This window comes from Arthrobacter sp. MMS24-T111, from assembly GCF_054888995.1.
This window is the reverse complement of the sequence record NZ_JBTZRO010000001.1, coordinates 1,309,967-1,336,014: the sequence shown is the minus strand read 5'-3', so window position 1 is coordinate 1,336,014 and position 26,048 is coordinate 1,309,967. Positions and strand designations below refer to the sequence as shown.

Sequence of the window (26,048 nt, the reverse complement as noted above, 5' to 3'; positions counted from 1 at the left end):
ATCGGGTGTGCCGCTGGGCGGCCGTTCCCCCATGGCAACAGATGAAGGGGCACGCAGGCAAGGCCCGGCGTCGTGCCCCGCGCCCATTCCAGGACTTTCACACCCCCGGCCGCGGCGGTTTCGTCATTTCTACTTCCGGGTAGTGTGTACCCAGAATGTTCACGCTGACCATCAACCAGACTGACAGCCGGCGCGACGGCGACCAGGTGCCGCAGCTGCTCAAAGCGCTGCGACATATCCCTGCGCGCCTGGATTTTGACCGGTCCGTCGAGGATGAAGTGCAGGGTGTGGTGGACTGCCCGCACCAGGCTGTGGAGGCGGCGCTGATCGCTTTGCGCAGCGGATCCTGGTACGTGGGAATCGGCGCCGGGCCGGTGGACGAGCCGCTGCCCAACCAAATCAAGGACGCCACCGGCCATGGCCTGGTCTACGCGCGCAGGGCCGTGGACCGGCTCCGCAGCAGCAAGGAGCGGATTCCGGTTGCAGTGGAGGGGCCCCTTGCCGATGTGGCCCATGACGCGGAGGCCGTGCTGCGGCTGCTCGGACACATTGTCCGGGACCGTTCCGGCGCCGAATGGCGGGTGCTGGACCTGCTGACGCCCGGGGTCCGCGGCCAGCAAAAAGCGGTGGCGCAGGAACTGGGCATCACCACCCAGGCTGTCAGCAAGGCAGTGTCCCGGGCGCAGTGGAACGAGGAACATTCCGCCCGGCCCGCGGCAGCGAGGCTGCTGGCCCTGATCCTCGAAGCGAGGTAGCAGGGCCCGCCCTGCGCTGGGGCAGGCCTGCTTGGCTGCCGGTCAGGAGGCGGCTGGTTGGACTGCGGGTCGGGCGACCGTGGCGGGTCAGGCGGCTGGTCAGACTCCCGCGGCTGCCATCATCGGTTCACCGTTGAAATACTCCAGTTTCCACCCGTCCACAGCATGGTGGTGTGCCAGGTTCAGGGCGGCGTTGTCCACGCTGGCCAAGGTCTGGCCGATGGCACGGCTGAGGCTGACCCGCAGCAGGGTGCCGTGCGCCACCACCAGTACCCGCTGCCCACGGAATTCATCCGCCAATGCCTCAAGAGCGGCGAGGCCACGGTCCGCCGCCTCGGCTTCGCTCTCCGCGCCCTTGAACCCGCCGGGCACCCGCAGCGCCTCCAGTTCGGGGCCGGCCTGCATTCCTTCGGCCGGGCCGAAGCTGCGCTCGGTCAGCCCGGGGATGCGCCGGGCCACGGCGAGCCCCAATCCTTCGGCGATCAGGTCCGCGGTCTCAGCGGCCCGGCTCAGCGGGGAGGAGACAATCACGTCCCATTCGTACGGGGCCAGGACGGCGACGGCGTCACGCGCCTGGCCGCGTCCGACGTCGTTCAGGGGGATATCGGTGGCACCCTGCAGCCGGCGCTCGGCATTCCAGTCGGTCTGGCCATGGCGGACGAGGGCGAACGTCGTAAGGGTCATGGTCCTATTCTGCCTTGGCGCCGGGTGCCGGCTGGAATCCGGGCTACCGGAGTGGACAGGTCAGAGGAGGCTGCGCAGTACGTGGGCCGCGCCGTCGTCGAACACCGAGTGGGTGACCTCATCGGCCGCCGCAATCACTTCCTCCGGAGCCTGCCCCATGGCAACTCCGCGGCCGGCCCAGCTGAGCATCTCGATATCGTTCCGGCCATCGCCAACGGCCACGGTGCGGTGCTGCTCGATCCCGAGCCGGAGCCGAAGGTTCTCCAGGGCGCTGGCCTTGGTGACCCCTGCCGCTGCGATATCCAGCCACGCGGTCCAGCCCACCGAGTAGGTCACCCCGGCCAGTCCCACGTGTTCGATGGCCTCGTTGAATTCCTCAGGCGTGTTTTCAGTACTGAACACCACCACGCGCACCGCGGTGGCCTCCAGCATGGTGTGGAAGTCGACGCCTACGGCCTCGACGCCGAAACTGGCGTCCTGGAACCGTTCCGTGGAGAGGAAGTTTCCGTCCGCGTCCTCCAATGCGTACTTGGCCGAGGGGAGCCGCTCCCGGAGGGCCCTCAGGGCGGGCCCGGGGTCGAAGGTGGCTTTGTGGATGATCTCGTAGCCGTTGGCCAGTTCGGGGTGGAGCCGGAGGGTCACGCCGCCGTTGCAGCAGACAGCGTAGCCGCGCTCTATGCCGATCTTTTCGATGACGGGAAGGGTGGCATTCAAGGAGCGGCCGGTGGCGATCATTACTTCGTGCCCGGCCGCCACCACCGCCTGCGCCGCGTCCCGCACGCCCGGCGTCATGTGGCCGTCGTGGTCCACCAGGGTGCCGTCCACGTCCAGCGCGACCATCAGCTTCTGGCCGATTCCCGAAAAGCCGTAGGTGTTGGTGTTGTCTTGGTTGTTCTCTCGCCGGTCATCGTTGCCGGCGACTGAGGTTTCAGTCAGCGTTGTCATTGAAACAGTGAAGCAGACCCCACTGACAGGCGCTAGGACGCAGGACACAGCTTTACTGAACTGTTGATTAACTGCGGGTTTCCGCACCTCGCGGCGGGTCACCGGTGGGTCCGCGGTACCGCCTGTCAGAGGCTTGATCGCCGAGCGCACCCTTCAAGAATCTGATTCGCGAACAAGCTTAGGGATACCGGGGGTACGGGCGCTCACCTGCTCCGGATGCCGGCAGCCAGGAGTTTGGCGCGGAGCCGGTCAGGATTCTGCAAGTCGGCCCAGCGCCAACGAACGAAGCCATGACCAAGTGCCCGGATCCGGTCCTCACGGATCTTCTCCCGGTAGACCGCCTCTTCGGCAGTGATTCCTCCGCGCAGGGCGGCCTGAACATACTTGCTTTTGCCATCGAATTCGCCAACCACCCCCGGGTTCGGCCACCAGAAATCAGTCCTCCCAATGAAACCCTCCCGGTCGGCAAAAGTGCGCTGAAGGACCGGCTGCTCAAAGCCAAGGAACTCGAACACTGCCCTGCTGTAGGACTCCCCCACAGATTCCGACAACGGGCTGGCAAGGGAAGCGGCGCGTTCGGCACGTGCCGCGGCGGAAGCATGCGGAAGCGCCCGGATCCCGTCCCGGATGTCCTGAAGCGACCACAAGCTGGCATCAGCGGGCATTCGGCCAGCCTTGTGGAGCTTTCGTGCGGCTCCGTCGGCAACAACCAGGGCCTGGCTCAGGCTGCGGGTTGCCATGATGTCCAAGGTGGTCTCCACCAGCCCGAGACTGAGGAATTCGCCGTGGCGCACAAGTTCATGTACCTGCTTTAGCCGGTATTGGAGGGGGTAGGACCGCACCTCCCGCGCTGCCTGGGCGGCCTTGTCCGTGCCGAGCACCACGAACGGCGACTTCCTGATCCCGCTCCGGCCTGGCAGGCTGGTTGCCAACTCCACACATTGGGGGTCGCCCAGCGTTGGTAGGCCGATGGCCCATGCAGCCGTCTGCCCACAGAGGACCGCGCCGCTGACGGATCTCGCAATCGCCGCCGTCGACCACGCGAAGCGTTGTGCGGGCGTGGCACTGATCCAGTCATTGGTCCGCACGTAGAAGCCTCGCCGGAGCCGTACGAGCTGCCCGGCCTTGAACGCGCGGTGCAGGGCATCAGTGCCGGCGCCGGCGCGGAGAATGGCGGCAGTATCAATCAGGCCAGGTGGTATCTCCATATCCCAAGGATGCGGGGCTGGAGCCTTCCGGACGGATCGCCTGTGGCCCTATGTGGACACTTCTGGGCGAAACCAGAGCTTGTTCGCGCATCCGATCGGTGAAGGACTGGTTGCGCGAACAAGCTTATGAAAAGGGACGGCCCCTACAGGACCGGCAGAACCTCGAGCCCGCCGAGGTACTTCTGCAGCGCCTTGGGTACGTTGACCGAGCCGTCCGCGTTCTGGTGGTGCTCCAGCAGCGCTACGATCCAGCGGGTGGTGGCCAGGGTGCCGTTCAGGGTGGCCACGGCGCGGGTGCCCTTGGCGACGCCGTCAGCGTTGACCGCGCGCTCACGGATGTTGAGGCGGCGCGCCTGGAACGTGGTGCAGTTTGAGGTGGAGGTCAGCTCGCGGTAGGCGCCCTGGGTGGGGACCCACGCTTCGCAGTCGTACTTCCTGGCCGCGGACATGCCGAGGTCGCCCGCCGCGGTGTCGATGACCCGGTACGGCAGCTCGCACTTGGCCAGCATCTCCTCTTCCCAGGCCAGCAGCCGCTGGTGCTCAGCCGCAGCTTCCTCAACGGTGGTGTAGATGAACATCTCCACCTTGTTGAACTGGTGCACGCGGATGATGCCGCGGGTGTCCTTGCCGTGCGAGCCGGCCTCGCGGCGGTAGCAGGAGCTCTGCCCGGCGTAGCGGATGGGCCCGGCGGAGAAGTCCAGGATCTCGTCGGCGTGGTAGCCGGCCAGTGCCACCTCGGAGGTTCCCACCAGGTACAGGTCGTCCTCGGCGAGGCGGTAGATCTCGGCGTCGTGCTTCACATCGAAGCCCGTACCCTGCATGGTCTCCGGACGCACCAGCGTGGGGGTGATCATGGGGATGAAGCCCGCCTCGATGGCCTGGTCCATGGCCATCTGCAGCAGGGCCATTTCCAGCCGGGCTCCAACGCCGCGGAGGAAGTAGAAGCGGGCACCGGAGACCTTGGCGCCGCGTTCCATGTCAATTGCCCCGATCAGCTCACCGATCTCCAGGTGGTCCTTGGGCTCAAAGTCCGGGAACTCGCGCGGGGTGCCAACGGTCTTGACCACCACGTAGTCGTCCTCGCCGCCTTCGGGAACGCCGTCCTCCACCAGGTTGGGGACGGTGCGCAGCAGCTCTTCCTGCTTGGTCTGCGCGGCGTCGGCCTCGGCGGAGGCCGCCTTGACGGAGTTGGCCAGCTCCTTGACCTCTGCCAGCAGCGCCTGCTTCTCCTCACCCTTGGCCTGCGCCACCTTCTTGCCGAAGGCGTTCTGCTCGGCGCGGAGGTTTTCGAAGCGGATCAGGGCTGCGCGGCGAGCGGCATCCGCGGAGATGATCGCGTCCACCACTGATTCGTCGGCGCCGCGGGCGCGCTGGCTGGCACGGAACTTGTCCGGGTTTTCGCTGAGGTCTTTTACGTCGATCACCAGACAAGGGTATCCAATACCGCGCACGACGGCGGGCGGCGGGCCCCGTGCGCCGGGCCGCCGCGCGCCGGGCTACTGTTGAACCACCATGAGCGACTGGATTCTCTACCTGCTGATTGCGGTGGCCCTTGCCTTTGCCACCTCCAGCTGGTGGGGGGTCCGGCGCCTCCAGGCCCTGCACGTGCGCAGCACGGTGGCTGGCGAAGCCTACGATCCGGGCCTGGCGCAGCAGCGGGTGGCCGTTGTCCTCAATCCGATCAAGGCGCGGGCAGAAGAAGCAAAGGCCACCATCCAGCGCGCCTGCCTGGCAGCGGGCTGGGAGGAACCGGCCTTTTTCGAAACAACCGCGGACGACCCCGGCTTTTCCCAGATGCAGGCGGCATTGGCCGGGAAGCCCGACGTCGTGCTGGTGGGCGGCGGGGACGGAACGGTCCGCGTGGTGGCCGAGGCCCTCGCGCACACCGATGTTGCCATGGGTTTGATACCGCTGGGAACCGGGAACCTGCTGGCCCGGAACGTCGACCTTGACGTGAACGACCTCCATGGAAACGTCCAGACGGCGTTGTTTGGGCGGCAGCGCTACATCGACACCGCCCGCATGGCCATTGAGAACTCCCGCACCGGGCACTACTCCGAGCACGTCTTCCTGGTCATTGCCGGGATTGGCATGGACGCGGAAGTCCTGGCGGACACCAACGACGGTTTGAAGAAGGCGGTGGGCTGGCTCGCCTACACCGAGGCGGGCGTCCGGCACCTCCCGGGCCGGCGGAAAAAGGTGTCCATTTCGCTGGACGGCAGCCCGGAGCAGGTGCGGAACATCCGCAGCGTACTTTTTGCCAACTGCGGGCTGGTGCCCGGCGGCATCGACTTCATCCCGCAGGCAATGATTGACGACGGAATGCTGGACGTGGTGGTCATGAGTCCCCGCAGCGCCCTGGGCTGGCTGCTGATGTACATGAAGATCATGTTCAAGCACAGCGGGAAGCTGCCGATCATGACTGTCTACAGGTCGGTCAAGGTGGTCATCAAGTGTCCCGAGCCCATGCCCACCCAAATCGATGGCGACACGTCCGGGGAAGCGACCCAACTCACCGTCCAGGTGGAACCGAAGTCACTGCTGGTCAGGGTCAAAGCACATGAGCCGGGCGGCCCGGGGCCGGCGAAGATCCGCGTTTAGGCGTGGGCGGCCTATCAGCGTCTGAGGGAATGCCGGGCCCGGCCTGACCGGCCGGTTCACGTGGATCAGGCGCCGGAGTCCTTCTTCTCTGCCTCAGCGGCTGCTTTGGCAGCGGCATGGGCCTCGGACTGTTCACGGATCATTGCCTGTTCCTCTTCGAAACGCAGGCGGTCCGCGCGGTCAGCATCGTCGCCGTCCCAGTCCTGGTTGTCTGCGGCAGGCTTGGGGTTGACGATCATCCCCTGGCCGTCATTGTCAGTGGTGCTGGTCATGACCCGCTCCCTTCATTAGGGGCCATACCCCGTGTGGATCAAGCAAGCATACGCATTGTGCACACCCCGCGGAAGTACTCCGCAAGGCATTTGCCTACGCTGTGGGCGAAGACCCGGAACCGCTTTCACCTGCGGTGGATGCCGTGTCAAGTATGGATCCGACCCACTCCCGGGCGGCCGAGAAGGCGGCATCGGCAGTATGCGCCGGCACCGAGGTGGCCTGCCCGTCAGCCCGGGCATACGACCCCAGGAAACGGGTCCCGGGGCTGATGCGGTGCAGACCCGCCAGGGCATCCGCAACGCGTGCCTCGCCGGCGTGGCCATCCGCGTCGATGCTGAAAAAGTAGTGGCCCAGGTACTGCCCGGTGGGACGCGATTCGATCCGGCTGAGGTTGACGCCGCGGCTGGCGAACTGGTCGAGGATCTCCATCAGCGCACCCGGACGGTCCTCCGGCAGCGGGACAACAAGCGTGGTCTTGTCCGCGCCGGTGCGTTCCGGAAGGACACCCGGACGGCTCACCAGGATGAAGCGCGTCACGGCGCCCGGATTGTCACCAATGTTTTCCGCCAAGACCTGCAGGCCCGGATGCGCTTGCGCTACGAGCGGCGCACAGATGGCGGCATCGTAATGGCAGTCGCCGTCCAGCAGTCCGATGGCCGCGGCCGCCGTTGAAGACCCCGGAACATATTCCGCACCGGGCATGTTGTTTTCCATCCACATCCGGCACTGGGCCCACGCGTGGCCGTGGGTGGACACGCGCCGTACGTCCTCCCTGCGCACGCCAGGCCGGGTCACCAGGACAAAGCTGATGGGTACCAGGACCTCGCGGATGATCCGCAGCTCCTGGCCGCTCGCTATCGCGTCGAGGGTGGCGGTGACGCCGCCTTCGACCGAATTTTCAATCGGAACCATGGCAGCGTCGGCAGAACCGCTGCGCACTTGGTCCAGGGCGGCATTGACGTTCGACGCCGGCACCCGGACTGCTTCTTGCGCACCGGGCACCTGCAACAGGGCAGCCTCGGTGAACGTGCCCTCGGGTCCGAGGAACGCGTAGGTGGGGGACTGCCGTGCACTACAGCACCAGCGGCTTGAGTCCGTTGTCGGAAACCAAGGGTTTGCCCGATTCCAGCCACTGGTCCATCCCGCCGGAGACGTTGATGGCGGTGTACCCCTGGCCCGTGAGCCACTGGGCAACACGGAACGACCTTCCGCCGGTCCGGCAGATGACATACACGTCCTCATCCGGATCGAGTTCGCCCAGCCGGGCCGGGATCTGGTCCATGGGAATGTGGAGTGCGCCGTCGGCATGCCCGGCGACCCACTCGTAGTCCTCCCGGACGTCCAGGATGACGGCATCAGCCGGGATGTCGTGGACGGGCACGGTATCGAAATCGCTCATCGGAGTCCTGTCGTGGCGGATCAGAGTCAGGTTAAAGCCTAGTCCTTCCTCCGCAGGTGGTGCGGAAAACCGGCAAGCTAGGCTGGTGGCTCCCGAGGAGGTTTCGATGTCCCGTCAACAGTCTGCCCGCCCGGCGCCACAGCAGTCGTTCCCCGGCCGATATCCCGGCGGGTATGCCGGACCCTCCACGGCCAAGGAGCCGGAGGGCCGGGTCCTTGGCTGAACTCGACGAACTCCCCGCGCTGGACCTGCGGGACCTCCTGCGCGGCGGGACGGTGTCCGCTGCTGAGGCCACCGCACATTTCCTGGGGCGGATCAGCCGGCAGAACCCGCTGCTGGGAGCCTTCATCACCGTTACCGCGGATCAGGCCATGGACCGGGCCCGGGCGGCTGATGACCTGCATGCCCATACCGACGCCGACGACTTGCCGTTGCTGCACGGCATGCCACTGGGTTTCAAGGACCTGACCGATGTGGCGGGCGTGGTGACCACCCACGGAAGCGCCGCCGTCGAACATAAACCGGCTCCCGCGGACGCTCCCCTGGTGGCTCTCCTCACGGAGGCCGGCGCGGTTTCCCTGGGCAAGACCCAAGTACCCGAATTTGGCCTGACGGCCTACAGCGAAAACCGCATCGCGCCGCCGTCGCGCAATCCTTACGCACCCAGCAGGAGTTCGGGCGGATCCTCCGGCGGCAGCGCTGCCGCCGTGGCGGCGGGATTGCTGCCATTCGCGCCGGGGACCGACGGCGGTGGTTCAGTCAGGATTCCGGCAGCCGCCTGCGGCCTGGTGGGGCTGAAGCCGGGCCGTGGGCTGGTGGCTGCCGGGGAAAGCGGCGGTGACCCGGCCCGGCTGGTGGTCCCGGGCCCCCTTGCCCGGAACGCCAAGGATGCCGCCCTGATGCTGGACGCCATGGCACCGGGGAACGGATACCTCGCGGGCATAGGCCAAGAGCCGCCGTCGTTGAGGATCGGCGTCACGCTGGACAGCCCTTGGTCCGGCACCTTCCCCTTCAGCCTCGAGCCTGAAGCACTCGATGCCCTGCGGGCAGCCGAAAGGCTCCTGGAACACGCCGGCCATACCCTGGCCGAAGCCCCCGTGCGGTACGACAACCGCTATCCGGATGCCTTCACCACCGCCTGGACAGCAGGCGTGGGCTCGGCACGGATCAGCCCCTCCCGCGAAGCGCTGCTGGCGCCGTTGACCCGGACCTTCCGGCGGCGGGCCCAACAACGCAGCCCGGCGAAGCTCGCCGAAGCCCTGGCATTCCTGCGGCAGTTCCAGCACGACACCGTGGCGCAGTACGGCCAGTGGGACCTGATGATGATGCCCGCGCTGGCGCAGACACCCCGCCCCGTGGGCTGGTTCACCGGGACCGGCCACGGCGGCGGGCGCTGGCCGGCCGCGCAATGGCCGGGAGATGCGGACGGCGACTACCGGAAGCAGTGCGAATATGCGCCATGGTCCTCAATGGTGAACGTCTGCGGATTGCCGGCCATCACGCTCCCTGTCCACTGGACCGGTGGATCCGACGGAAGCGGACTCCCAATGGGCGTCCAGCTGGTGGGTCCCATGGGTTCGGAAGCCCTCCTGCTGCAGGTGGCGCATCAACTGGACTTCTAGGCGCCGCGGCGGTGTGGTGTTGTTGACCTGAACCTAACGCCCGCTTAACCCGGCGGTAACCCCAGCGGCGCAGACTGGAAAAACCACCTTTCGCACCCTCCGTACGCCTTTCCGCCCAATGAGGAGCTGCACCACCATGAATGCTGAACAGCACGCCACCGGCGCCGGCCCCACCGAAACTGCTGACGACGGGCGGCCGGACCTGAGCAACTCCAACGTCAGGGAGGACCTGGCCATGGCCGGCCGCTGCGGCTTGGTGCACCTGCCCACGGGCCGGGCCTGCCTCCTTCCGCTGCGCCACGGTGGTCCCTGCGAGTTCCACCGCCCGCAGGAGGCGCAGGATGTGGTGACGGGCGGCCGCTGACAGGCGCATGCCAGCGGCCATGCCGGACTATCGACTCCACCGCCGATGTGGAGGACGATTAAAGGGCAGTCACCATGAGGAGGTCTGTGATGTGCTATTCATCAAGCAAGGACTTCGGGTGGGGCGCCAGGAAAGAAACCGGGCGCCAGCCTGAAGAGCGGCCTGAGACCCACGAAACTCCGCAGCCGGCCAAGGCACCGGAATTCACCTTCTGGGCCTTCCCGAACTGGCGCAGGACGCCTCCGTCGGGAACGCCCACCGGCGAACGGAACAAACAACGGGTCTGATGTCCGGACGGCCATGAGCCGGACAAGGGAGCCGATGGAGGGGCTCCCGGGCCGGGCCCCGTCGTTTCCCGCATGCTGTCCCGGTGCAGCCCTGCCGGCGCCACAGCATGAGACCGCCGGGCAACGCGCCGCGCGCTCGTTGTGCTGCGGCAACGCGGGCGTCTATGGTTACATCATAAGCATGCTTAGCATTCTGCGAAAGGAACGGGCATGAGCGAAGGACAGTACACGCCAGGATCAAACAGCCAGGCGGACCCGGACGCCAACGTCACGCAGGCGAACGCGGACCGGCCGGCTGGCGGCCGGGAAGCAACCTACGGTGGCGCGCCGTCCTACGCCCCGGATGCCCCGGATGCGCCCGTAGTTCCAGCACCGCCGGCAAGCACCGAAAAGGCCGCAGCCGGTGGCCGCACGCCCGAAAGCAAAGTTACCCGCGCCGGCGTCATCTGGGCCGGCGTTGTGGCCTCGCTGATCCTGTTGATCCTGCTGATCATCTTCATCCTGCAGAACCAGGAACAGGCCATGGTGAAGTTCCTGGGCTTTGAGGGTTCTGTTCCGCTGGGCATGGCACTCTTCATTGCCGCCGTCACCGGCGGGGTCCTGGTGGCTGTGGCAGGCGGGGCGCGCATCCTGCAACTGCGCGCCACCGCCCACCGGGCCAAGGTCCGTCAACGCCGCTAGGGCAAACGACGGCCGGGGCCGCCGGGGCGAATACGCCGGCGGCCGCGTCCGTGCGGTGCGTCAGTTGCCACCCAGGTTCCGGTACTTCCGGAACCGCGCCCCTACCAGCCATGCCACGGGGATGTCGGCAACGGACGCGAGTTCGTATTCAATGGCACGGGCTATCCGGGCACAGAATTCGCGCGGCTCCAGGGATGCGTCGTCGCGCTCGTCCACGATGTGGTCCACCAGTCCGTTCGCATACAGCGCAGCCACATTGACGCCCTGCGCCTGCGCCATCCCGGGCGCGAAGGCCGTGGTGCGGTGCACGATCGCGCTGGCTCCCTCGGGCGGCAGCGGCGACAGCCAGCTGTGCTGCGCGGCGATGGTCCTGTCCGCGGGCAGCAGCGCCAACGCCCCTCCCCGGCCCCCTGGCCAAGCAGCACCGAGACCGACGGCGATTCCAGGCCGATCAGCTCATACAAGGAGCGTGCGATCTCGCCGGCGAGCCCGCCTTCCTCCGCCTCCTGGGAGAGCGCGGCTCCGGCGGTGTCGATGACCGTGAGCAGGGGGAGCCGCAGTTCTTCGGCCAGCTTCATGCCGCGGCGCGCTTCCCGCAATGACCCGGGCCCCATTCCGGCGGCGTCCTTGCGCAGCGGGCGGGCATGGCCGAGCACAATGCAGGACCGGCTGCCGAACCTGGCAAGCGCCAGCAGCAACCCGGGGTCCTTTTCCCCTGCCCCGTCCCGTTCAGCGGCAGGGCATCGCTGGCGCCGAACTTGAGGAGCTGGCGCAGGTCCGGCCGCCGCGGCCGGCGCGAAATCCCGATCGACGTCCAGGCGTCCACGGCGGCCGGCCGCACGGCCAGGGTGGCCGGTGCGGCGGGCCGGACCACCGTCCCTGACGCCGCCTCCCGGCGCGGCGCCAGGATGTCCAGCGCCCGGGCCACCAGTTCCGCGAGGTCCTCGGGCTTCACGACGCCGTCGATCAGCCCCTTGTTGAAGAGGTTTTCCGCCACCTGCACGTTGTCAGGGAAGGACTCCCCATGCAGTGCTTCGAACACGCGGGGGCCCAGGAATCCGAGCAGGGCGCCCGGTTCGGCAACATTGATGTGGCCCAGGGACCCCCAGGATGCCATGACTCCCCCGGTGGTTGGATGCCGGAGGTAGACCAGGTAGGGCAGGCCTGCTTGGCGGTGCGCCCGGACGGCTCCGGTGATTTTGACCATGGAAAGGAACGCCGGCGTCCCCTCCTGCATCCGGGTTCCCCCGGAGGCCGGGCCTGCCAGCAGGGGCAGTCCCTCGGATGTGGCCCGTTCGACGGCGGCAACGATACGCTGCGCCGCGGCGTGGCCGATGGAGCCGGCGAGGAAGGAAAACTCGCTGACGATCAGCGCCACCCGGCGCCCCCGGATCAGCCCGGTGCCGGTGAGCACCGATTCGTCGGCTCCGCTGCGTTCGCGGGCTTTGGCCAGGTCACGGGCATACTCTTCGGACAGCGCCGGCTGGTGCGGCGGCGTATCCCAGGGGACAAACGAATCCTGGTCCACCACGGCGTCGATCAGTTCAGCTGCGCGCAAGTGCCGCACTTTCTCGGTGGTTGGCATGCTAGTTCACCCCGGCCGCCACGGGAGCCGGCAAACCGAGCCACTCACGGATGGCGGGCCCGTCCGCGTCCAGCAGCGGCGGCGCGGCGTGGTCCGTCAGGGTGGTTTCGGCTGCGTCCCCCTGTTCGAAGAACCGCAGCGGGGGCCCGGGGAGGCTGACCGCTCCGAGCAATGGATGCTCCACGTCCACCACGAGCCCCTGGGAGGCCACCTGGTCCCAGGCGTACACCTCGTCCAGGGAGCGCACCTTCCCTGCCGGGATCCCGGCGTCGTTCAGTTTCTCCAGCAGTTCCGCCGCGCCGTAGCCGGCGAAAGCGCGTTCGACGGCGGCAATCACCCCGGCGCGGTTCCGCACCCGTTCGGCGTTGCTGGCGAATCCGGGCGCGGCCGGGTCCAGGCCGAAGGCCGAAGCAAATGACTGCCAGAGCTTCTCGCTGCCGACGCTGATCTGCACGCTGCCGTCCTTGCAGCCGAACAGCCCGTAAGGGGCGATGGACGGGTGGTGGTTGCCCTGGGCCTGCGGAACCTCGCCGGCCACGGTGGTCCGGGTGCCCTGGAAGGCGTGGACGCCAATCAGTGACGCCAGGAGGGAGGTGCGCACCACCTGGCCGCGGCCGGTGCGGTTCCGTTCCACCAGCGCCGCGAGCACGCCAAAGGCGCCGTTCATGCCGGAAAGGAGGTCTGCAATGGGGACGCCGACGCGCTGGGGGTCGTCGGGCCCGGAGCCGGTGAGTGACATGAGTCCGGCCTCGCCCTGGAGGATCTGGTCGTAGCCGCTGCGCCGTGATTCGGGCCCGTCATGGCCGAAGCCCGTGATGGACAGGATCACCAGCCGGGGGTTGAGCTCATGGATGGCTGCCGTGGAGAAGCCCAGCCGGTCCATCACGCCGGGACGGAAGTTCTCGATGACCACGTCCGCACGCTCCAGCAGCCCGCGCAGCACCGCCTGCCCGTCCTGGCTCTTCAGGTCCAGGCTGATGGACTCCTTGTTGCGGTTGCAGGACATGAAGTAAGTGGACTGCAGGTCATCTTCCGGGCCCACGAAGGGCGGCCCCCAGCCGCGGGTGTCATCCCCTGTGCCGGGGTTTTCCACCTTGATCACGCGGGCGCCGAGGTCCGCCAGCATCATGCCGGCGTGCGGGCCCGCCAGTGCGCGGCTCAGGTCGACGACGGTGTGCCCGGCCAGGGGGCCTCGGGAATTTTCGGCGGTGCTCATGTGCTGGGTTTCCTTTCTCAAGTACGGGCGGCGTGCAGGGTGGCTGCGCCGGCTAGAGCCAGCCGGGGACCACCAGCGCCAGCCAGGCCAGGATGGGTCCGGCCACGATCACGATGCCGCTGTAGCCGAGGATCTTTTTGTAGAACCGGTCCTTGTCCACGCCCTCCGGGGCATTGGCCAGGACCAGGGCGCCGTTGGTGGAGAACGGGGAGACGTCCACGATCGTGGCGGAGACCGCGAGCGCGCAGATGACGCCGACGGCGCCGATCTCACCGGTGGAGAGGAAGGGCACGGCCAGCGGGATGAGCGCGGCCAGGATGGCGGTGGAGGAGGCGAAGGCGGACACGATGGCGCCAATGAAGCAGATGATGAGGGCCGCCAGCAGCGGCATTCCCATGCCGGCCACGCCGCTGGAGACGAATTCGATGGTGCCCGCTTCTTCCAGGACGCCGACGAAGGTCAGCATGCCGCAGATCAGCAGCACGGTGGACCAGCTGATCTTGTTGATGGCACCCTTCTGGGCCGCCGGCGAGACCAGCGCAAGGACGATCGCGATGGTGATGGACACGAAGCCGACGTCCATCTTGAAGCCGAGGGCCACGACGGCCAGTACGACCAGCCCTGCAATGGTGACCAGCTGCGGAATCCGTTCCTTGCGCTCCTTGGTGGCGGCAACGCCGTCGCCTGCCGGGTCGCGGGGGCCGTACATGCCGGAGCCGAAGCCTTTGAACGGAACGTCGGTGCCGGCTTTGGCGCCGACGCTGACGGCCATCCGTGCCTCGGCGGCCTGCTCCACGAACTGGCCCACCTTGGAGGACATGAGGTTTTTGCCACCCAGGACCACAAAGAGGACCAGGGAGATGACCAGGTTGAAGATGAAGCTTGAAAGGAAAAGTGCTGCCGGGCTGAAGGCGAGATCGGTCTTGGCGATGATGCCGTTGACGGTGACGCCGTAGACGGCGATGGGCGAGAAGCCCCCGGCCTGGGCGCCGTGGATCACCATCATGCCCATCAGCAATGGGCTGATCTTGTATTTTCCGGCGAAACTGAGGGCAATCGGGGCAATGATGGCGACGGCGGCGGGAGACAGCGCGCCCACGGCCGTGATGACGGCGGTGATGGCGAACATGACCCAGGGGATCAGGGCGACGCGGCTGCCCACCAGCTTGACGGCACCCCGGACCAGGAGGTCGATGGTGCCGTTGTTTTGGGCGATGGCGAACAGGTAGGTGACGCCGACGATCGTCAGGAAGAGGCCGCCGGGGAAGTTGGCAAGGATGTCATTGGTGGACATGCCCAGCACCAGGGAGCCAAGCAGGAACGCGCCCACGAAGGCGAGGGCGCCCATGTTGAGGGGCAGGACGGTGGCGAGCAGGAACATCGCCGCCAGGATGATGATCGATAAGACAGGAGCGGACATCGTTGGTCCTCCATTGGAACGAAAGAATGTGACGTGAGTTACTGGCTCACTGGACTAGCCTCTTAGACAGTGAGTCTATCTGTCAATAGATGAAGAGGGTATTCTGGTCCGAGAACCTCGGGAGGAACTGTGGAAAAGACGGCACGGGCAGGCCTGGAACGGGTCTCGCGCCCCCGGCTCTATGAGCAGCTGGTGGAGCAGATCCTCGCCTATATCGAGTCGGCCCAGCTCCGCCCCGGAGACCTGTTGCCTGCCGAACGCGACCTTGCTGAGCGGCTGGGAGTTTCCCGGGCCACCCTGGCCCAGGCCCTGGTGGCCCTCGAAGTGCTGGGCGTGATCGACGTGCAGCACGGCACCGGCGCAGTCCTGGCACGGCGCCCCAGCGTGGCATCCGTCATCAAGGGCCTCCGCGAGCACCAAAGCCGGCTGCCGGAGATCGTCGAAGCCCGCAGCACGCTGGAAGGGAAGCTCGCGGCACTGGCCGCCGAACGCCGGACCGAAGACGATCTCGCCGCTATCGACAACGCCCTCGACGTCATGGCCCGGGAAATCAACGACGGCGACCGAGGCACCCACGGCGATGAACTCTTCCACCAGGCCATAACCGCGGCGGCGCATTCCTCAGTGCTGGCGCAGCTGATGGCCTTCATCGCCGAGATGATCCTGGAAACCCGGATGGAATCGCTGGGCCAGCCCGGACGTCCGGAACAGTCGCTGGCGTCACACCGCCGGATCGCCGACGCCATCCGCGCGCAGGATCCGGCCGCGGCGACGGAGGCCATGCTGGCGCACATCGACCTCGTTTCGGATGTGGAGCTGCTCCGCTAGCGGCACGCCGCCGGGTTCCCAGCGGCTAATCCCCCTCGCGTGGACCAGCCCCCCTGCCATACGCAGGGGAGCAGTCCATCCGGGGGGACTTTGCTCGGGGCCGACCCTTAACCGCCCCGCGGCGGGGGCAGGGCGTCTAGAAGGTCCCGGAATTCGCACCCGTGGTGCTGGCGACGGTGAGGCCGATGATGAGCAGCAACCAGATGGCGCCGTACCCCAGCAGGCACAGGTAGCCCAACACCAGGCCGGAGATGGACATCCCCTTGCCGGACGGCTCGCGCCTGAGGGCGAGGTGGCCGGTAATAATGGCGGCCAGCTGGGGAAGGAGCAGCCAGCCCATGATGACCGAGGCGATGCCGCAGACCATGCTGGCGATGCTCAGGGTCTTCGGCTCGGCCTGGCTGCCGTAATAGGCCGGCTGGCCGTAGTACTGCCCCTGGCCGTACGGGGACTGGTTGTACTGGCCTTGCCCATACTGCGTCTGGCCATATTGGGCCGGCGGCTTGTAGCTGGGCCACGGCGCATCGTTGCCCTGGTGGTCGGGACGCTGGTAGTCGGGCCCCTGGGACGGCTGGTCAGTCATGGTTTCTCCCCTGCGGATCTGGCTCCAGCCTACTTCAGTGCAGGACCAGGCGGACGGCCAGCACCAGCATCAAAACACCGATGCCGGCATCAATCCAGCGCCAGGTGCGCGGGCTGCCCAGGATGCCCGCCAGGGCCCGCGCCCCGTACCCCAGCCCTGAGAACCACAGGATGCTTCCGGCCACGGCGCCGGCGGCAAAGATCCAGCGGAGGTCCGGTCCCTGCTGGTTGGCCAGGCTGCCGAGCAGCACCACGGTGTCCAGGTAGACGTGGGGATTCAGGAATGTGAGGGCCGCCGTGGTGGCGAAAACTGAGTGTTTGGACCGGGGCTCCTGCTCCGCCAACACTGAGGGATTCGCTGCCGCCAGGAAGGACCGGACCGCGAACCACAAAAGGTAGGCGGCCCCGGCCCACCGCAGGACTTCCAGCGCCGCGAAAAAGCGGGTCACCACTGCCCCGATTCCGGCGGTACCGCCCACGATCAGCAGCGCGTCGCCGGCCATGCACACCGCCACCACCACGCCGATGTGTTCGCGGCGCATCCCCTGCCGCAGGACGAAGGCGTTCTGGGCACCGATCGCCACGATGAGCGCCAGCCCGGTCAGCATGCCGGTTATCCACGAGGTCCACATGACTACGACGGTAGGGTCAGGAAGGATACGTAGGCAAATAAAGGATTCTGCGTACACATTAGAATCTCTTCATGAATCTGGAGCATCTCAAGGCCCTGGTTGCGGTCATCGACGAAGGAACGTTCGAGGCGGCGGCGGACCTCCTGCGCATCACGCCGTCAGCCGTCAGCCAGCGCATCAAGGCCCTCGAGGGATCCGTGGGCCAGGTCCTGGTCCGCCGGCGGTTGCCCTGCACCACAACGGATGCCGGCGCGCTGCTGCTGCGCATGGCGCGTCAGGTCCAGGTGCTCGAGGCGGAGACATCCGCAGCGCTCGGTGCGGGGCCGCCAGCCCGCGCCCACCTGCCCGTGGCCATCAACGCGGACTCCCTGGCCACCTGGTTTGTCCCCGTCCTCCAGCGGGCCGCCGGGTGGGAGGACGCCGTGCTGGACCTGCGTGTCGAAGACCAGGGCTACAGCAGCCAGCTGCTCCGCGAAGGAGACGTGATGGGCGCCGTGACCTCTGATCCCGTGCCCGTCAGCGGGTGCCGGGCAGAAATACTGGGTTCCATGCGGTACCTCCCGGTGGCCAGCGCCGGATTGCGGCGCCGGTTTGCAGCCTCCGGCGGTGTTGACTGGGCAGCCATGCCGGTCCTGAAGTTCAACGCCAAGGACAACCTCCAGCTGCAACTGCTGGCGGCCAAGGGCATTGGGCAGCCTCCCCCACGCATACCGTGCCGTCGTCGGAGGGCTTCTTCGCGGCGGTCAAGGCGGGCCTGGGCTGGGGCATGATCCCGGAACTCCAGCTCGCGGATGGCCTTTCGGACGGCACCCTGGTCCGGCTGGACGACGGCTACCAGGATGTGGCCCTCTACTGGCAGGCCTGGACCCTCGATTCTGACGGCCTCAACAGGATCACCCGCGCGGTACGGGCCGCGGCCAAAGACCGGCTGCGGCCCGGCGCCGGACTGGGTGTCAGCGGGCCAAGTAGGGCAGGAAATAAACGGCAAAAATGACGAAGGCCGCCAGCAGGGCCAACTTCCCGCCGCTGGTGCCGCTCTGCTGCGCTTTGGCTTTCCCGCCGCGCCGGCCGGCCGGAATGCCTGCCGGCGCTCCTGCCCGGGATCCGCCTGCCGGCAGGTTGCGGCCGGCCGGATGCCGGGACATGCTTCCGCTGCGGCCCTTGCCGTCAAAAGGCCTGCTCCCTTCCGCCGTACCCGCGACGGGGCCGGCAGGCGGCAATGCCCCTGCCGGGCGCACCACGGTTCCGGGGCGGACGTTCCGCAGGGCCGTGATGCCGGGCTCCTGTTCATGCGTGAGCTGCTGGCCCAGTTGTTCGTACAACCCCACCACCGCCTGCGGATCCAGCACCGGCGGAAGCGCCTCAATGGTCCGCACCACCCGGTGGGAACCCGCCACGGCTACATCGGAGGCGGTCACCCCGAAGAGATCCTGCTGGGCCGCCATGCAGATGAGCGGACGCACCAGGCGGCGGTGCTGGGGGGCCAGCACCGAGGCGACGGCGGCGCACTGGGCCAGCGCCCCCTCCACGGCCTGGGTCCGGGCGTAGCGGCCCTGCCAGAGCACTCCGGACACCACGCGCACTTCCCCGGTCCAATTCTTCGAATCCACCACCACCACCCCGCCGGGGCCCACCAGGACATGGTCAAGATTGGCCTTGGGCCGGCCCGGCCAGTGGACATCGTGCAGCAGGTACCAGCCACGAGGGACCAGTTCGCTGAGCTTGTCCGCCACCACCCGTTCGCCCAGGGCTCCGGCGTCCCAGGCCTTGGTGGAACGTTCGGCCTCATCCAGCTGGCGCTTCAGCCTGGCAACGCGTTCGGCAGCGAGCCTGGACTGCTCGGCTGCCCCGTCTCCTGCCCCCATTGGACGTCCCCGCTTCCTTGCCGGACGGGACGATCGGCGGTGCCGCCGTCGTCCGTTGCCTTCGCTTGCGTGCCTGGAATTTTCTTGAAAATAGCAGGGCGCTGAAGGGCCGGTATATAGGTACTTTCACGGCCCTGTACTCAGGTGGACTACTTGGTTGGTGACGTCATTGCGTCTCACAGCGTCCGGATCCTGGGCAATTCGTTTTGACTCCCGCCAGGTTCTGGCATGCTGGTCCCATGGCTAGCCGCGCGGGTACAGTTGCCCAACCCCAGGACCTTGTTGACATCACTGCGCTACTTGACGCGTATTACGACATCGCGCCGGACCTGGGTGATCCCGGCCAGCGCGTGGTGTTCGGCACCTCCGGACACCGGGGCTCCAGCCTCAAGGCGTCCTTCAATGAGCAGCACATCGTGGCCATCACCCAGGCGATCGTGGAATACCGGGCGGCGCAGGGCGTCACCGGCCCGCTGTTCCTGGCCAAGGACACCCATGCCCTGAGCGAACCGGCGCAGAACTCCGCCTTGGAGGTGCTGGCCGCCAACGGCGTCCACGTCCTGGTGGACGCCCGCCACGGCTACACCCCCACCCCGGCCTTGAGCCACGCCATCCTCACATACAACCGGAAGGCCGCGCCCGGCGCCCCGCAGGCTGACGGCATTGTGGTGACCCCCAGCCACAACCCGCCGGCCGATGGCGGCTTCAAGTACAACCCGCCGCACGGCGGACCCGCGGACTCGGACGCCACCGGCTGGATTGCCAACCGTGCCAACGAACTGCTGGAGAACGGACTGCGCGGCGTCAAGAGGATCCCGCTGGCCGACGCGCAGGCCGCGGACACCACCGGCAAGTTCGACTTCCTGAGCAGCTACGTGGATGACCTTCCGTCCGTCCTGAACCTGGACGCCATCCGCGAGGCCGGAGTCCGGATCGGCGCCGATCCCATGGGCGGGGCGTCCGTGGACTACTGGGGCGAGATCGCCGAACGGCACCACCTGAACCTCACCGTCGTCAACCCCACCGTGGACCCGCAGTGGGCCTTCATGACCCTGGACTGGGACGAGAAGATCCGGATGGACTGCTCGTCGCCGTCCGCCATGGCCTCCCTGATCAGCCGGATGTCCGTGGGTGCCGACGGGTCCGTGCCCTTCGACGTCGCCACCGGCAACGACGCCGACGCCGACCGCCACGGGATCGTCACCCCCGACGGCGGCCTGATGAACCCGAACCACTACCTCGCGGTCGCCATCGACTACCTCTACCGCAACCGCAGCGGCTGGAACCCCGAATCCGTGGTGGGCAAGACCCTCGTGTCCTCCTCGATCATCGACCGGGTGGCGGAGAGCCTGGGCCGCAAGTTGGTGGAAGTCCCGGTGGGCTTCAAATGGTTTGTCCCCGGTCTGCTCTCCGGTGAAGGCGCGTTCGGTGGCGAGGAATCCGCCGGCGCATCCTTCAACAAGCTGGACGGCAGCGTGTGGACCACCGACAAGGACGGAATCCTGCTGGCGCTGCTGGCCTCCGAGATCACCGCCATGACCGGGAAGTCGCCGTCACAGCTGTACAAGGGGTTGACCGACCAGTTCGGCGCTCCCGTCTACGCCCGCATTGACGCAGCCGCCACACGTGAGCAGAAGTCCAAGCTGGGCAAGCTCTCCGCCGCTGACGTCACGGCCACCGAACTGGCCGGGGAGGCGATCACCGCCAAGCTCACCGAGGCACCCGGCAACGGCGCTGCCATCGGCGGCCTGAAAGTGGTCACCGAGAACGCCTGGTTCGCTGCCCGCCCGTCCGGCACCGAGGACGTGTACAAGATCTATGCCGAGTCCTTCAAGGGTGAGGAACACCTCAAGCAGGTGCAGGCCGAGGCCAAGGCGCTGGTGGACAGCGTCATCGCCTGACCGGAAGCCCCGCAGCTTAAGCACGAACGCCCCATCACCAAGTGATGGGGCGTTCGTGGTTTAGCCGCGGAACGTGCCGTGGCGTCAGACGGTGCGGACGGCGTCGTCGTAGGAGTACTTGGGCTTCGCCTCGCCCCAGGCTTCCTCGCCGGGCTGGCCGATGTTGACCACCAGGAAGCTCTTCTGGTCGCCGGCCGGGAAGAAGGCGGTGTCGATGGCCTTGAAGTCGGCGCCCGTCATCGGGCCGGCGGCGAAACCGAGTGAGCGGACGGCCAGGATGAAGTAGCCGGCCTGCAGGTGGGCGTTGTTGTTTCCCGTCGCGGCGGCGAGCTCGGGATCGGCGTCGTACATGGCCTTGGGGGCGTTGTAGCCGGGCAGGAAGTTGTCCCACTTGCCCGCCCAGTCGGTGTCATAGCTGAGGATGGCCACCAGAGGAGCCGACGCGGTCTTGGCCTGGTTGCCGCGGGACAGCGCATCCACCAGGGTGGCGCGGGCTTCGGGCGAGCGGACGTAGGTAACGCGCAGCGGCTGGGAGTTGAAGGCGGTGGGCCCGAACTTGGTCAGTTCGTAAATGGCCTGCGCCTGCTCCTCGGTCACCTCGCCGGTGAACGTGTTGGCGGTGCGGGCCTGGGCGAAGATCGCGTCCACGGCTGCCGAATCGATAACCGCTTCTTCGTGGGCAATGGTCATTGGCTTACCTTTCGCTGTGCCGCCCGCTTGCCGGGGTGGCCTCTGTGCTTTCCATAGTTGCAACTTCAAGTGCTTGGTTCCTCTTCCCATGACGGCAGGTGACGTTGGCCACACGGGACGGCAGTCAAATACTTGGCGGTATTCTGGACCGAGTTATCCTTCGCCCCCTCGCGGCACCCCCTGAAAGGCATTCCTTCCCATGAGCATGCTCGGAATCAAATGGAAGCTGCACGGCACCGGCAAAACCATCAAGCCCGGCCAGGTGGTGGCCCCGGATGAGCGGCTGGCCTGGCCCCTGACCATCGGCGTAGGCATGCAGCACGTGGTGGCAATGTTCGGCGCCACCTTCCTGGTGCCCATCATCACCGGGATGCCGCCGGCCACCACGCTGTTCTTCTCCGGCATCGGAACACTGCTGTTCCTGGTAGTCACCAAGGGCCGGGTGCCCAGCTACCTCGGCTCCAGCTTTGCGTTCATCGCGCCCATCACGGCCTCGCAGGCACAGTTCGGCATCCCCGGCGCGCTGGGCGGCGTCGTGCTCGCCGGCGCCACCCTGGCCCTCGTGGGTGCCGTAGTGCAGAAGTTCGGCGCCGGGTGGATCAACCGGCTGATGCCGCCCATCGTCACCGGCGCCATCGTCGCGTTGATCGGCCTGAACCTTGCCCCCGCAGCCAAGCAGAACTTCGACGCCGCACCCATCACCGCCGTCGTCACGCTGGCCACGATCATCCTGGTCAGCGTCCTGTTCCGCGGAATCCTCGGCCGGCTCAGCATCCTGGTGGGCGTCGTGGTGGGTTACCTGGTGGCCATGCTCCGGGGCGAGGTGGCCTACGACAAAATGGACGCCGCAGCCTGGGTTGGCCTGCCGCATTTCCAGACCCCCGAGTTCCACATCGGCGTGCTGGGGCTGTTCGTCCCCGTCGTCCTGGTGCTGGTGGCAGAGAACATTGGCCATGTGAAGTCGGTCGCCGCCATGACGGGGCAGAACCTCGACGGCGTCTCCGGCCGGGCGCTGATGGCCGACGGCGCGGCAACAGTCCTCGCCGGCCTCGGCGGCGGCTCGGGAACCACCACCTACGCCGAAAACATCGGCGTCATGGCGGCTACCAAGGTCTATTCGACGGCGGCCTACTGGGTGGCCGGCATGTTCGCCGTCCTGCTGAGCTTCTCCCCCAAGTTCGGCGAACTGATTGCCACCGTCCCGGCCGGCGTCCTGGGCGGCGCGGCCACCATGCTCTACGGCATGATCGGCATCCTGGGCGTGAAGATCTGGGTGCAGAACAAGGTGAACTTCGCCAATCCCGTAAACCTGACCACCGCGGCCGTGGCCCTGATCATCGGCATCGCCGACTACACCTGGACCATCGGCGACCTCAAGTTCACCGGCATCGCGCTCGGTTCGGCAGCCGCACTGGTGATCTACCACGGCATGCGGTCCATCGCCAAGGCGCGGGGAACAGCAGCCGAGCCCGAAACCGAGCAGACGGGACTGCCACCGGCCGTCAAGGCTGCCATGAATGCAGCCTCGAAGCGGACGCCCAGGAAGCGCTGACCCGGACCGGCCTCAGGCCACCCGGCCCGCCTTCCCGTCCGGGCCGCCGGCTGCCGCGCCGGGGCCCGTCGCCGGGTGCCCCGGCGGGAAGGGACCGGGAAGGCCTTGGCCGAAGACCGGCCCGGCCTGCGGCCGCTTGGCCGCCAGCGCGTCGGCCTGGTGGGGCCGCAACTGCTTGAGTACCCAGGGCATGAAGTACTGCCGCGCCCACACCAGGTCCTCCGCCCGGGCCTGCGTCCACCCGTGGGCCGGCAGCGGCCTTGGCTGCAACGGCTTAAGCGCATGCTCCACTCCCAGCGCATCCAGGGTTGCCACAGCAACCACATGGTGGCCCAGCGGCGACAGATGCAGCCGGTCCGGGTCCCACATTGACGCATGCTGAAGCTCCGGCAGGCACCACAGGTCAACCATGATGGCGTGATGCCGGGCCCCGATGGTGTGCAGGTGCTCGTTGTAGATGGCCACGCGGCCGCGGATTTTGCCGAAGACCGGCGTGTTGCCCCAGTCCGGGCCCGCAAAGAGGAGCACGGTGGCACCGGTGGCCGCGAGCGTGCCGATGGCCTGGTCCAGCTTCCCGGCCAGTTTGTCCGGATCGCCGTGCCTGAAGATGATGTCATTGCCACCGGCGGCAATGGCGACAAGGTCCGGCTTCAGGGACAGCGCTGCGGCCAGTTGCCCGTCGAGGATCTGCCGCAGCAGCATTCCCCGGATGGCAAGGTTGGCGTACGCAAAGTCGGGACGGCCGGACGCCAGTTCCTCGGCCACACGGTCCGCCCAACCCCGGAGGCCGCCCAGGCTGAGCGGTTCCGGATCGCCGATTCCTTCGGTGTAGGAATCTCCCAGCGCAACGAACCGGTGCCAGGGGTGGCTGTCCGGCCCGGCCGCGATGAATCGCGGCTCCTGCTTCTGGATGGTCATGCTGTCCTCCCCTCTGCGGGAGGCGGGGTTTCCGTCTTCACCGCAGCGTTCCTGCGGGGTTGCTTTCCGGTTGGGAAGCCCCGCCCCGCCGCCGACGGACGCGGCAGCTCCGCGACGCCGTCGTACGCTTCCTGCCGCAACGCGGACGGCGGTGCGCCGCTCCGGTCCCGGCCGGTCCCCGGGGCCACGACGTTCAGGGCCGCGTCCCGGAAGCCAAGCTCATGGTGCAGTGCCTGCGTCTGCAGGAAAAGCAGCGCCGCCTCCCTGCTGAGGCCGTATTCGCTGGTGAGGCTGCGCACGGCCAGGTCCACCAGGACCAGGGAGCTTTGGACGACGGCGAGGCCGGCCGTCGCTTCGGCCCGCTCGGCCACGCGGAATACGAGGCGAAGGGCCCGGGCCATCTGGCGCGCAAAGCCCTGAATCCTGACCAGGTCGTCGCTGGCAAACGCATGCGGCACGCCCGCGTAGAAGGTGATGGCGGCGCTCGTCCCGCCTTCAGACATGATGGGCACGGAAAGCATCGACTGCACCCCGTGGCCCGACGCCGCACTCGCGTAACCAGGCCACCGACGGTCACGGCTGAGATCGGATACCAGGACGAAGGACTCGGTGCGCATGGCCTCCATGAGGGGCCCGTCGGCGAACGAGCACTGTTCCCGGTCCGCCTCCTGCGCCTGCTCCGTGCTGGCCGCAAGGGTGTGCCCCTGGCCCAGGTGGAAGAGCGTGGCGGCCCAGCCGATACCGCGGCGTTCACCCTTGATCTCGCTCATGAAGTCATGGGTGACTTCCCGGAGGAAGGTTTCGACATCCTTGCTGTCGAAGACCGGCTCCGGGGTAACTGGAAGCAGCCCCCAGCCAACCTGCCCCGAAGGTTCAGCCGCCATGTTCCAGCCCTGTTCGAAGCGCTTCGGCCTACTACAAAACCTGGTTCCCAGAATACGTCCGAACCGGGCCCTGGCGGGAGTGGCAGCAGGAATAAGCCAAAAAGAGGAAGAAATTGTTCGCTGATAGGGTCCCTGTACGGCAACAGCTGCACCGCAGCACAGGTCCGGCCGGAGAGGAGCCCCGTTTGGACACCCGGAAGCTGAAATATTTCCTGGCGGTGGTGGACCACGGCGGGTTCAACCGCGCGGCCGAACACCTGCTGATCGCCCAGCCCTCACTGTCCCAGACCATCGCGGGCCTGGAAAGGGAACTGGGTGTTCCGCTGTTCCACCGGATTGGCCGCCGCGCCGTCCTCAGCGACGCGGGCAGGGAGCTGGTGGGGCCGGCCCGGCTGGTGATGCGGGACCTGGACGCCGCGCAATCCGCGGTTCAGGCGTTGCGCGGCGTCCGCAGCGGGCAGCTGGACATCGTCACCATGCCCTCGCCCGGAATCGAACCGCTGACCTCCATGATCGCCGCGTTCACCCGGTCCTATCCGTCGGTGAGGCTGAACGTGGAGGCAGCCTTCACGCCGGAGGAGGTCATCGAGTCGGTGCGCAACGGCAGCACCGAGATCGGGCTGGCCGGTTCTGCCACCGCCATCCGCGTGCCCGGGGTGGAAGTGCTTGGGCTGGAGCGCCAGCCGCTGATCCTGATCGTCAATCCGCAGGCAGACACCTTTGGCCCGGGTAAGGCCATCGCGCGGGAGGACCTGAACGGGCACCGGCTCATCGCCAGCCAGCGGGGCTCCCTGATGCGCTGGCTGGTGGATGACGCCCTGGCGCGCGGGGTCAATGCCGAGATCGTCGTGGAAGTGGCCCACCGCACCTCGGTCCTGCCCCTCGTGCTGGCAGGGGTGGGGCACGCGGTGATGCCTTCCTCGTGGGCCCCGACCGCCGGGAAGGCCGGCTTGCGCACGCTCCTCATTGAGCCGGTTTCCCACCTGGAGGTGGCCATCCTGAGCCGCAAGGACGACCTCACGCCAGCGGCGCGCGCCTTCTTGCAGGTGGCCAAGGACCACGCGGAATAGCCACCCATCGTTGATAGGCCCTTCCTATCAGCAGGATCGAATCTTGGTCTTGGACGCCCAACCCGCTGCGCCCGTCTACTTGAAGA

The 26,048-nt window shown here is 67.4% G+C and carries 24 protein-coding genes and 2 pseudogenes; 10 read left to right on the top strand and 16 right to left on the bottom strand.

The genetic code is table 11. The features are described from left to right. The first annotated feature begins 155 nt into the window (after nt 1–155). A complete protein-coding gene (locus ACX5I6_RS06185; RefSeq protein WP_018762667.1) occupies nt 156–755 on the top strand; it encodes a hypothetical protein in 600 nt (199 codons plus the stop codon). Between the two features lie 99 nt (nt 756–854). On the opposite strand, the gene ACX5I6_RS06180 is transcribed toward ACX5I6_RS06185, so the two are convergent. The 4 genes from ACX5I6_RS06180 to serS form a co-directional block, all read right to left on the bottom strand. Next, entirely contained in the window at nt 855–1,439 is a 585-nt protein-coding gene (locus ACX5I6_RS06180) for a histidine phosphatase family protein (RefSeq protein WP_461839864.1), read from the bottom strand. Nucleotides 1,440–1,499: 60 nt separating this feature from the next. Then, entirely contained in the window at nt 1,500–2,384 is an 885-nt protein-coding gene (locus ACX5I6_RS06175) for an HAD family hydrolase (protein WP_461839863.1), read from the bottom strand. 203 nt (nt 2,385–2,587) lie between these two features. Next, nucleotides 2,588–3,592, bottom strand: a complete 1,005-nt coding sequence (locus ACX5I6_RS06170) for a hypothetical protein (protein ID WP_461839862.1) — start codon at nt 3,590–3,592, stop codon at nt 2,588–2,590. A gap of 143 nt (nt 3,593–3,735) precedes the next feature. After that, on the bottom strand, nt 3,736–5,016 hold the full coding sequence (serS, locus tag ACX5I6_RS06165) for a serine--tRNA ligase (protein ID WP_461839861.1): 1,281 nt from the start codon (nt 5,014–5,016) through the stop codon (nt 3,736–3,738). 88 nt (nt 5,017–5,104) lie between these two features. Here serS and ACX5I6_RS06160 point away from each other — a divergent pair, with 88 nt between their 5' ends. Next, nucleotides 5,105–6,193, top strand: a complete 1,089-nt coding sequence (locus tag ACX5I6_RS06160; protein ID WP_461839860.1) for a diacylglycerol/lipid kinase family protein — start codon at nt 5,105–5,107, stop codon at nt 6,191–6,193. A gap of 65 nt (nt 6,194–6,258) precedes the next feature. Here the strand turns inward: ACX5I6_RS06160 and ACX5I6_RS06155 are convergent, their stop codons facing one another. From ACX5I6_RS06155 to ACX5I6_RS06145, 3 genes are all read right to left on the bottom strand, one after another. Then, entirely contained in the window at nt 6,259–6,465 is a 207-nt protein-coding gene (locus tag ACX5I6_RS06155) for a hypothetical protein (protein WP_285246746.1), read from the bottom strand. Between the two features lie 94 nt (nt 6,466–6,559). Continuing rightward, entirely contained in the window at nt 6,560–7,474 is a 915-nt protein-coding gene (pheA, locus tag ACX5I6_RS06150; protein ID WP_461839859.1) for a prephenate dehydratase, read from the bottom strand. Between the two features lie 64 nt (nt 7,475–7,538). Continuing rightward, on the bottom strand, nt 7,539–7,865 hold the full coding sequence (locus ACX5I6_RS06145) for a rhodanese-like domain-containing protein (protein ID WP_018762675.1): 327 nt from the start codon (nt 7,863–7,865) through the stop codon (nt 7,539–7,541). A gap of 215 nt (nt 7,866–8,080) precedes the next feature. On the opposite strand from ACX5I6_RS06145, the gene ACX5I6_RS06140 reads away from it, so the two are divergent. From ACX5I6_RS06140 to ACX5I6_RS06130, 3 genes are all read left to right on the top strand, one after another. After that, nucleotides 8,081–9,487: an amidase gene (locus ACX5I6_RS06140; RefSeq protein ID WP_461839858.1), complete on the top strand. Its 1,407-nt coding sequence runs from the start codon at nt 8,081–8,083 to the stop codon at nt 9,485–9,487. A gap of 136 nt (nt 9,488–9,623) precedes the next feature. After that, complete coding sequence (locus tag ACX5I6_RS06135; protein ID WP_018762677.1) at nt 9,624–9,851, top strand: hypothetical protein; 228 nt, start codon at nt 9,624–9,626, stop codon at nt 9,849–9,851. A gap of 497 nt (nt 9,852–10,348) precedes the next feature. After that, nucleotides 10,349–10,819 carry a LapA family protein gene (locus ACX5I6_RS06130; RefSeq protein ID WP_461839857.1) on the top strand — a complete coding sequence of 157 codons (471 nt, stop codon included), beginning with the start codon at nt 10,349–10,351 and terminating at the stop codon, nt 10,817–10,819. A 60-nt stretch (nt 10,820–10,879) separates the two neighbouring features. Here the strand turns inward: ACX5I6_RS06130 and ACX5I6_RS06125 are convergent. The 3 genes and pseudogenes from ACX5I6_RS06125 to ACX5I6_RS06115 form a co-directional block, all read right to left on the bottom strand. Then, nucleotides 10,880–12,404, bottom strand: a pseudogene (locus ACX5I6_RS06125) (carboxyl transferase domain-containing protein). Between the two features lies 1 nt (nt 12,405). Then, nucleotides 12,406–13,620, bottom strand: coding sequence for a CaiB/BaiF CoA transferase family protein (locus ACX5I6_RS06120; protein ID WP_461839856.1), 1,215 nt, complete (start codon nt 13,618–13,620; stop codon nt 12,406–12,408). 52 nt (nt 13,621–13,672) lie between these two features. Then, nucleotides 13,673–15,040, bottom strand: coding sequence for an SLC13 family permease (locus ACX5I6_RS06115; RefSeq protein WP_285246739.1), 1,368 nt, complete (start codon nt 15,038–15,040; stop codon nt 13,673–13,675). 129 nt (nt 15,041–15,169) lie between these two features. Here ACX5I6_RS06115 and ACX5I6_RS06110 point away from each other — a divergent pair, with 129 nt between their 5' ends. After that, on the top strand, nt 15,170–15,868 hold the full coding sequence (locus tag ACX5I6_RS06110; protein ID WP_461839855.1) for a FadR/GntR family transcriptional regulator: 699 nt from the start codon (nt 15,170–15,172) through the stop codon (nt 15,866–15,868). Nucleotides 15,869–16,004: 136 nt separating this feature from the next. On the opposite strand, the gene ACX5I6_RS06105 is transcribed toward ACX5I6_RS06110, so the two are convergent. Both ACX5I6_RS06105 and ACX5I6_RS06100 read right to left on the bottom strand, forming a co-directional pair. Further along, nucleotides 16,005–16,451, bottom strand: coding sequence for a DUF4190 domain-containing protein (locus ACX5I6_RS06105; protein WP_461839854.1), 447 nt, complete (start codon nt 16,449–16,451; stop codon nt 16,005–16,007). 34 nt (nt 16,452–16,485) lie between these two features. Next, a complete protein-coding gene (locus tag ACX5I6_RS06100) occupies nt 16,486–17,082 on the bottom strand; it encodes a LysE/ArgO family amino acid transporter (protein WP_461839853.1) in 597 nt (198 codons plus the stop codon). 71 nt (nt 17,083–17,153) lie between these two features. On the opposite strand from ACX5I6_RS06100, the pseudogene ACX5I6_RS06095 reads away from it, so the two are divergent. Beyond that, nucleotides 17,154–18,076 (top strand): annotated as a pseudogene (locus ACX5I6_RS06095) (LysR family transcriptional regulator ArgP). Here the strand turns inward: ACX5I6_RS06095 and ACX5I6_RS06090 are convergent. After that, nucleotides 18,036–18,947, bottom strand: coding sequence for a nuclease-related domain-containing protein (locus ACX5I6_RS06090; RefSeq protein WP_461839852.1), 912 nt, complete (start codon nt 18,945–18,947; stop codon nt 18,036–18,038). The pseudogene ACX5I6_RS06095 and the gene ACX5I6_RS06090 overlap by 41 nt on opposite strands. 239 nt (nt 18,948–19,186) lie before the next feature. On the opposite strand from ACX5I6_RS06090, the gene pgm reads away from it, so the two are divergent. After that, the gene (pgm, locus tag ACX5I6_RS06085; protein WP_461839851.1) at nt 19,187–20,848 is read left to right on the top strand and encodes a phosphoglucomutase (alpha-D-glucose-1,6-bisphosphate-dependent); all 1,662 of its coding nucleotides are present in this window, start codon (nt 19,187–19,189) and stop codon (nt 20,846–20,848) included. Between the two features lie 84 nt (nt 20,849–20,932). On the opposite strand, the gene ACX5I6_RS06080 is transcribed toward pgm, so the two are convergent. Further along, nucleotides 20,933–21,538, bottom strand: coding sequence for a malonic semialdehyde reductase (locus ACX5I6_RS06080; RefSeq protein WP_461839850.1), 606 nt, complete (start codon nt 21,536–21,538; stop codon nt 20,933–20,935). 199 nt (nt 21,539–21,737) lie between these two features. On the opposite strand from ACX5I6_RS06080, the gene ACX5I6_RS06075 reads away from it, so the two are divergent. Then, nucleotides 21,738–23,090: a uracil-xanthine permease family protein gene (locus ACX5I6_RS06075; RefSeq protein WP_461839849.1), complete on the top strand. Its 1,353-nt coding sequence runs from the start codon at nt 21,738–21,740 to the stop codon at nt 23,088–23,090. 12 nt (nt 23,091–23,102) lie between these two features. Here the strand turns inward: ACX5I6_RS06075 and ACX5I6_RS06070 are convergent, their stop codons facing one another. After that, nucleotides 23,103–24,008 carry an SGNH/GDSL hydrolase family protein gene (locus ACX5I6_RS06070; RefSeq protein WP_461839848.1) on the bottom strand — a complete coding sequence of 302 codons (906 nt, stop codon included), beginning with the start codon at nt 24,006–24,008 and terminating at the stop codon, nt 23,103–23,105. Further along, nucleotides 24,005–24,892, bottom strand: a complete 888-nt coding sequence (locus ACX5I6_RS06065) for a GAF domain-containing protein (RefSeq protein ID WP_461839847.1) — start codon at nt 24,890–24,892, stop codon at nt 24,005–24,007. Before ACX5I6_RS06065 ends, ACX5I6_RS06070 begins: the two co-directional genes overlap by 4 nt. Nucleotides 24,893–25,077: 185 nt before the next feature. Here ACX5I6_RS06065 and ACX5I6_RS06060 point away from each other — a divergent pair, with 185 nt between their 5' ends. Continuing rightward, nucleotides 25,078–25,962 carry a LysR family transcriptional regulator gene (locus ACX5I6_RS06060; RefSeq protein ID WP_109044091.1) on the top strand — a complete coding sequence of 295 codons (885 nt, stop codon included), beginning with the start codon at nt 25,078–25,080 and terminating at the stop codon, nt 25,960–25,962. The last annotated feature ends 86 nt before the right edge of the window (nt 25,963–26,048 follow it).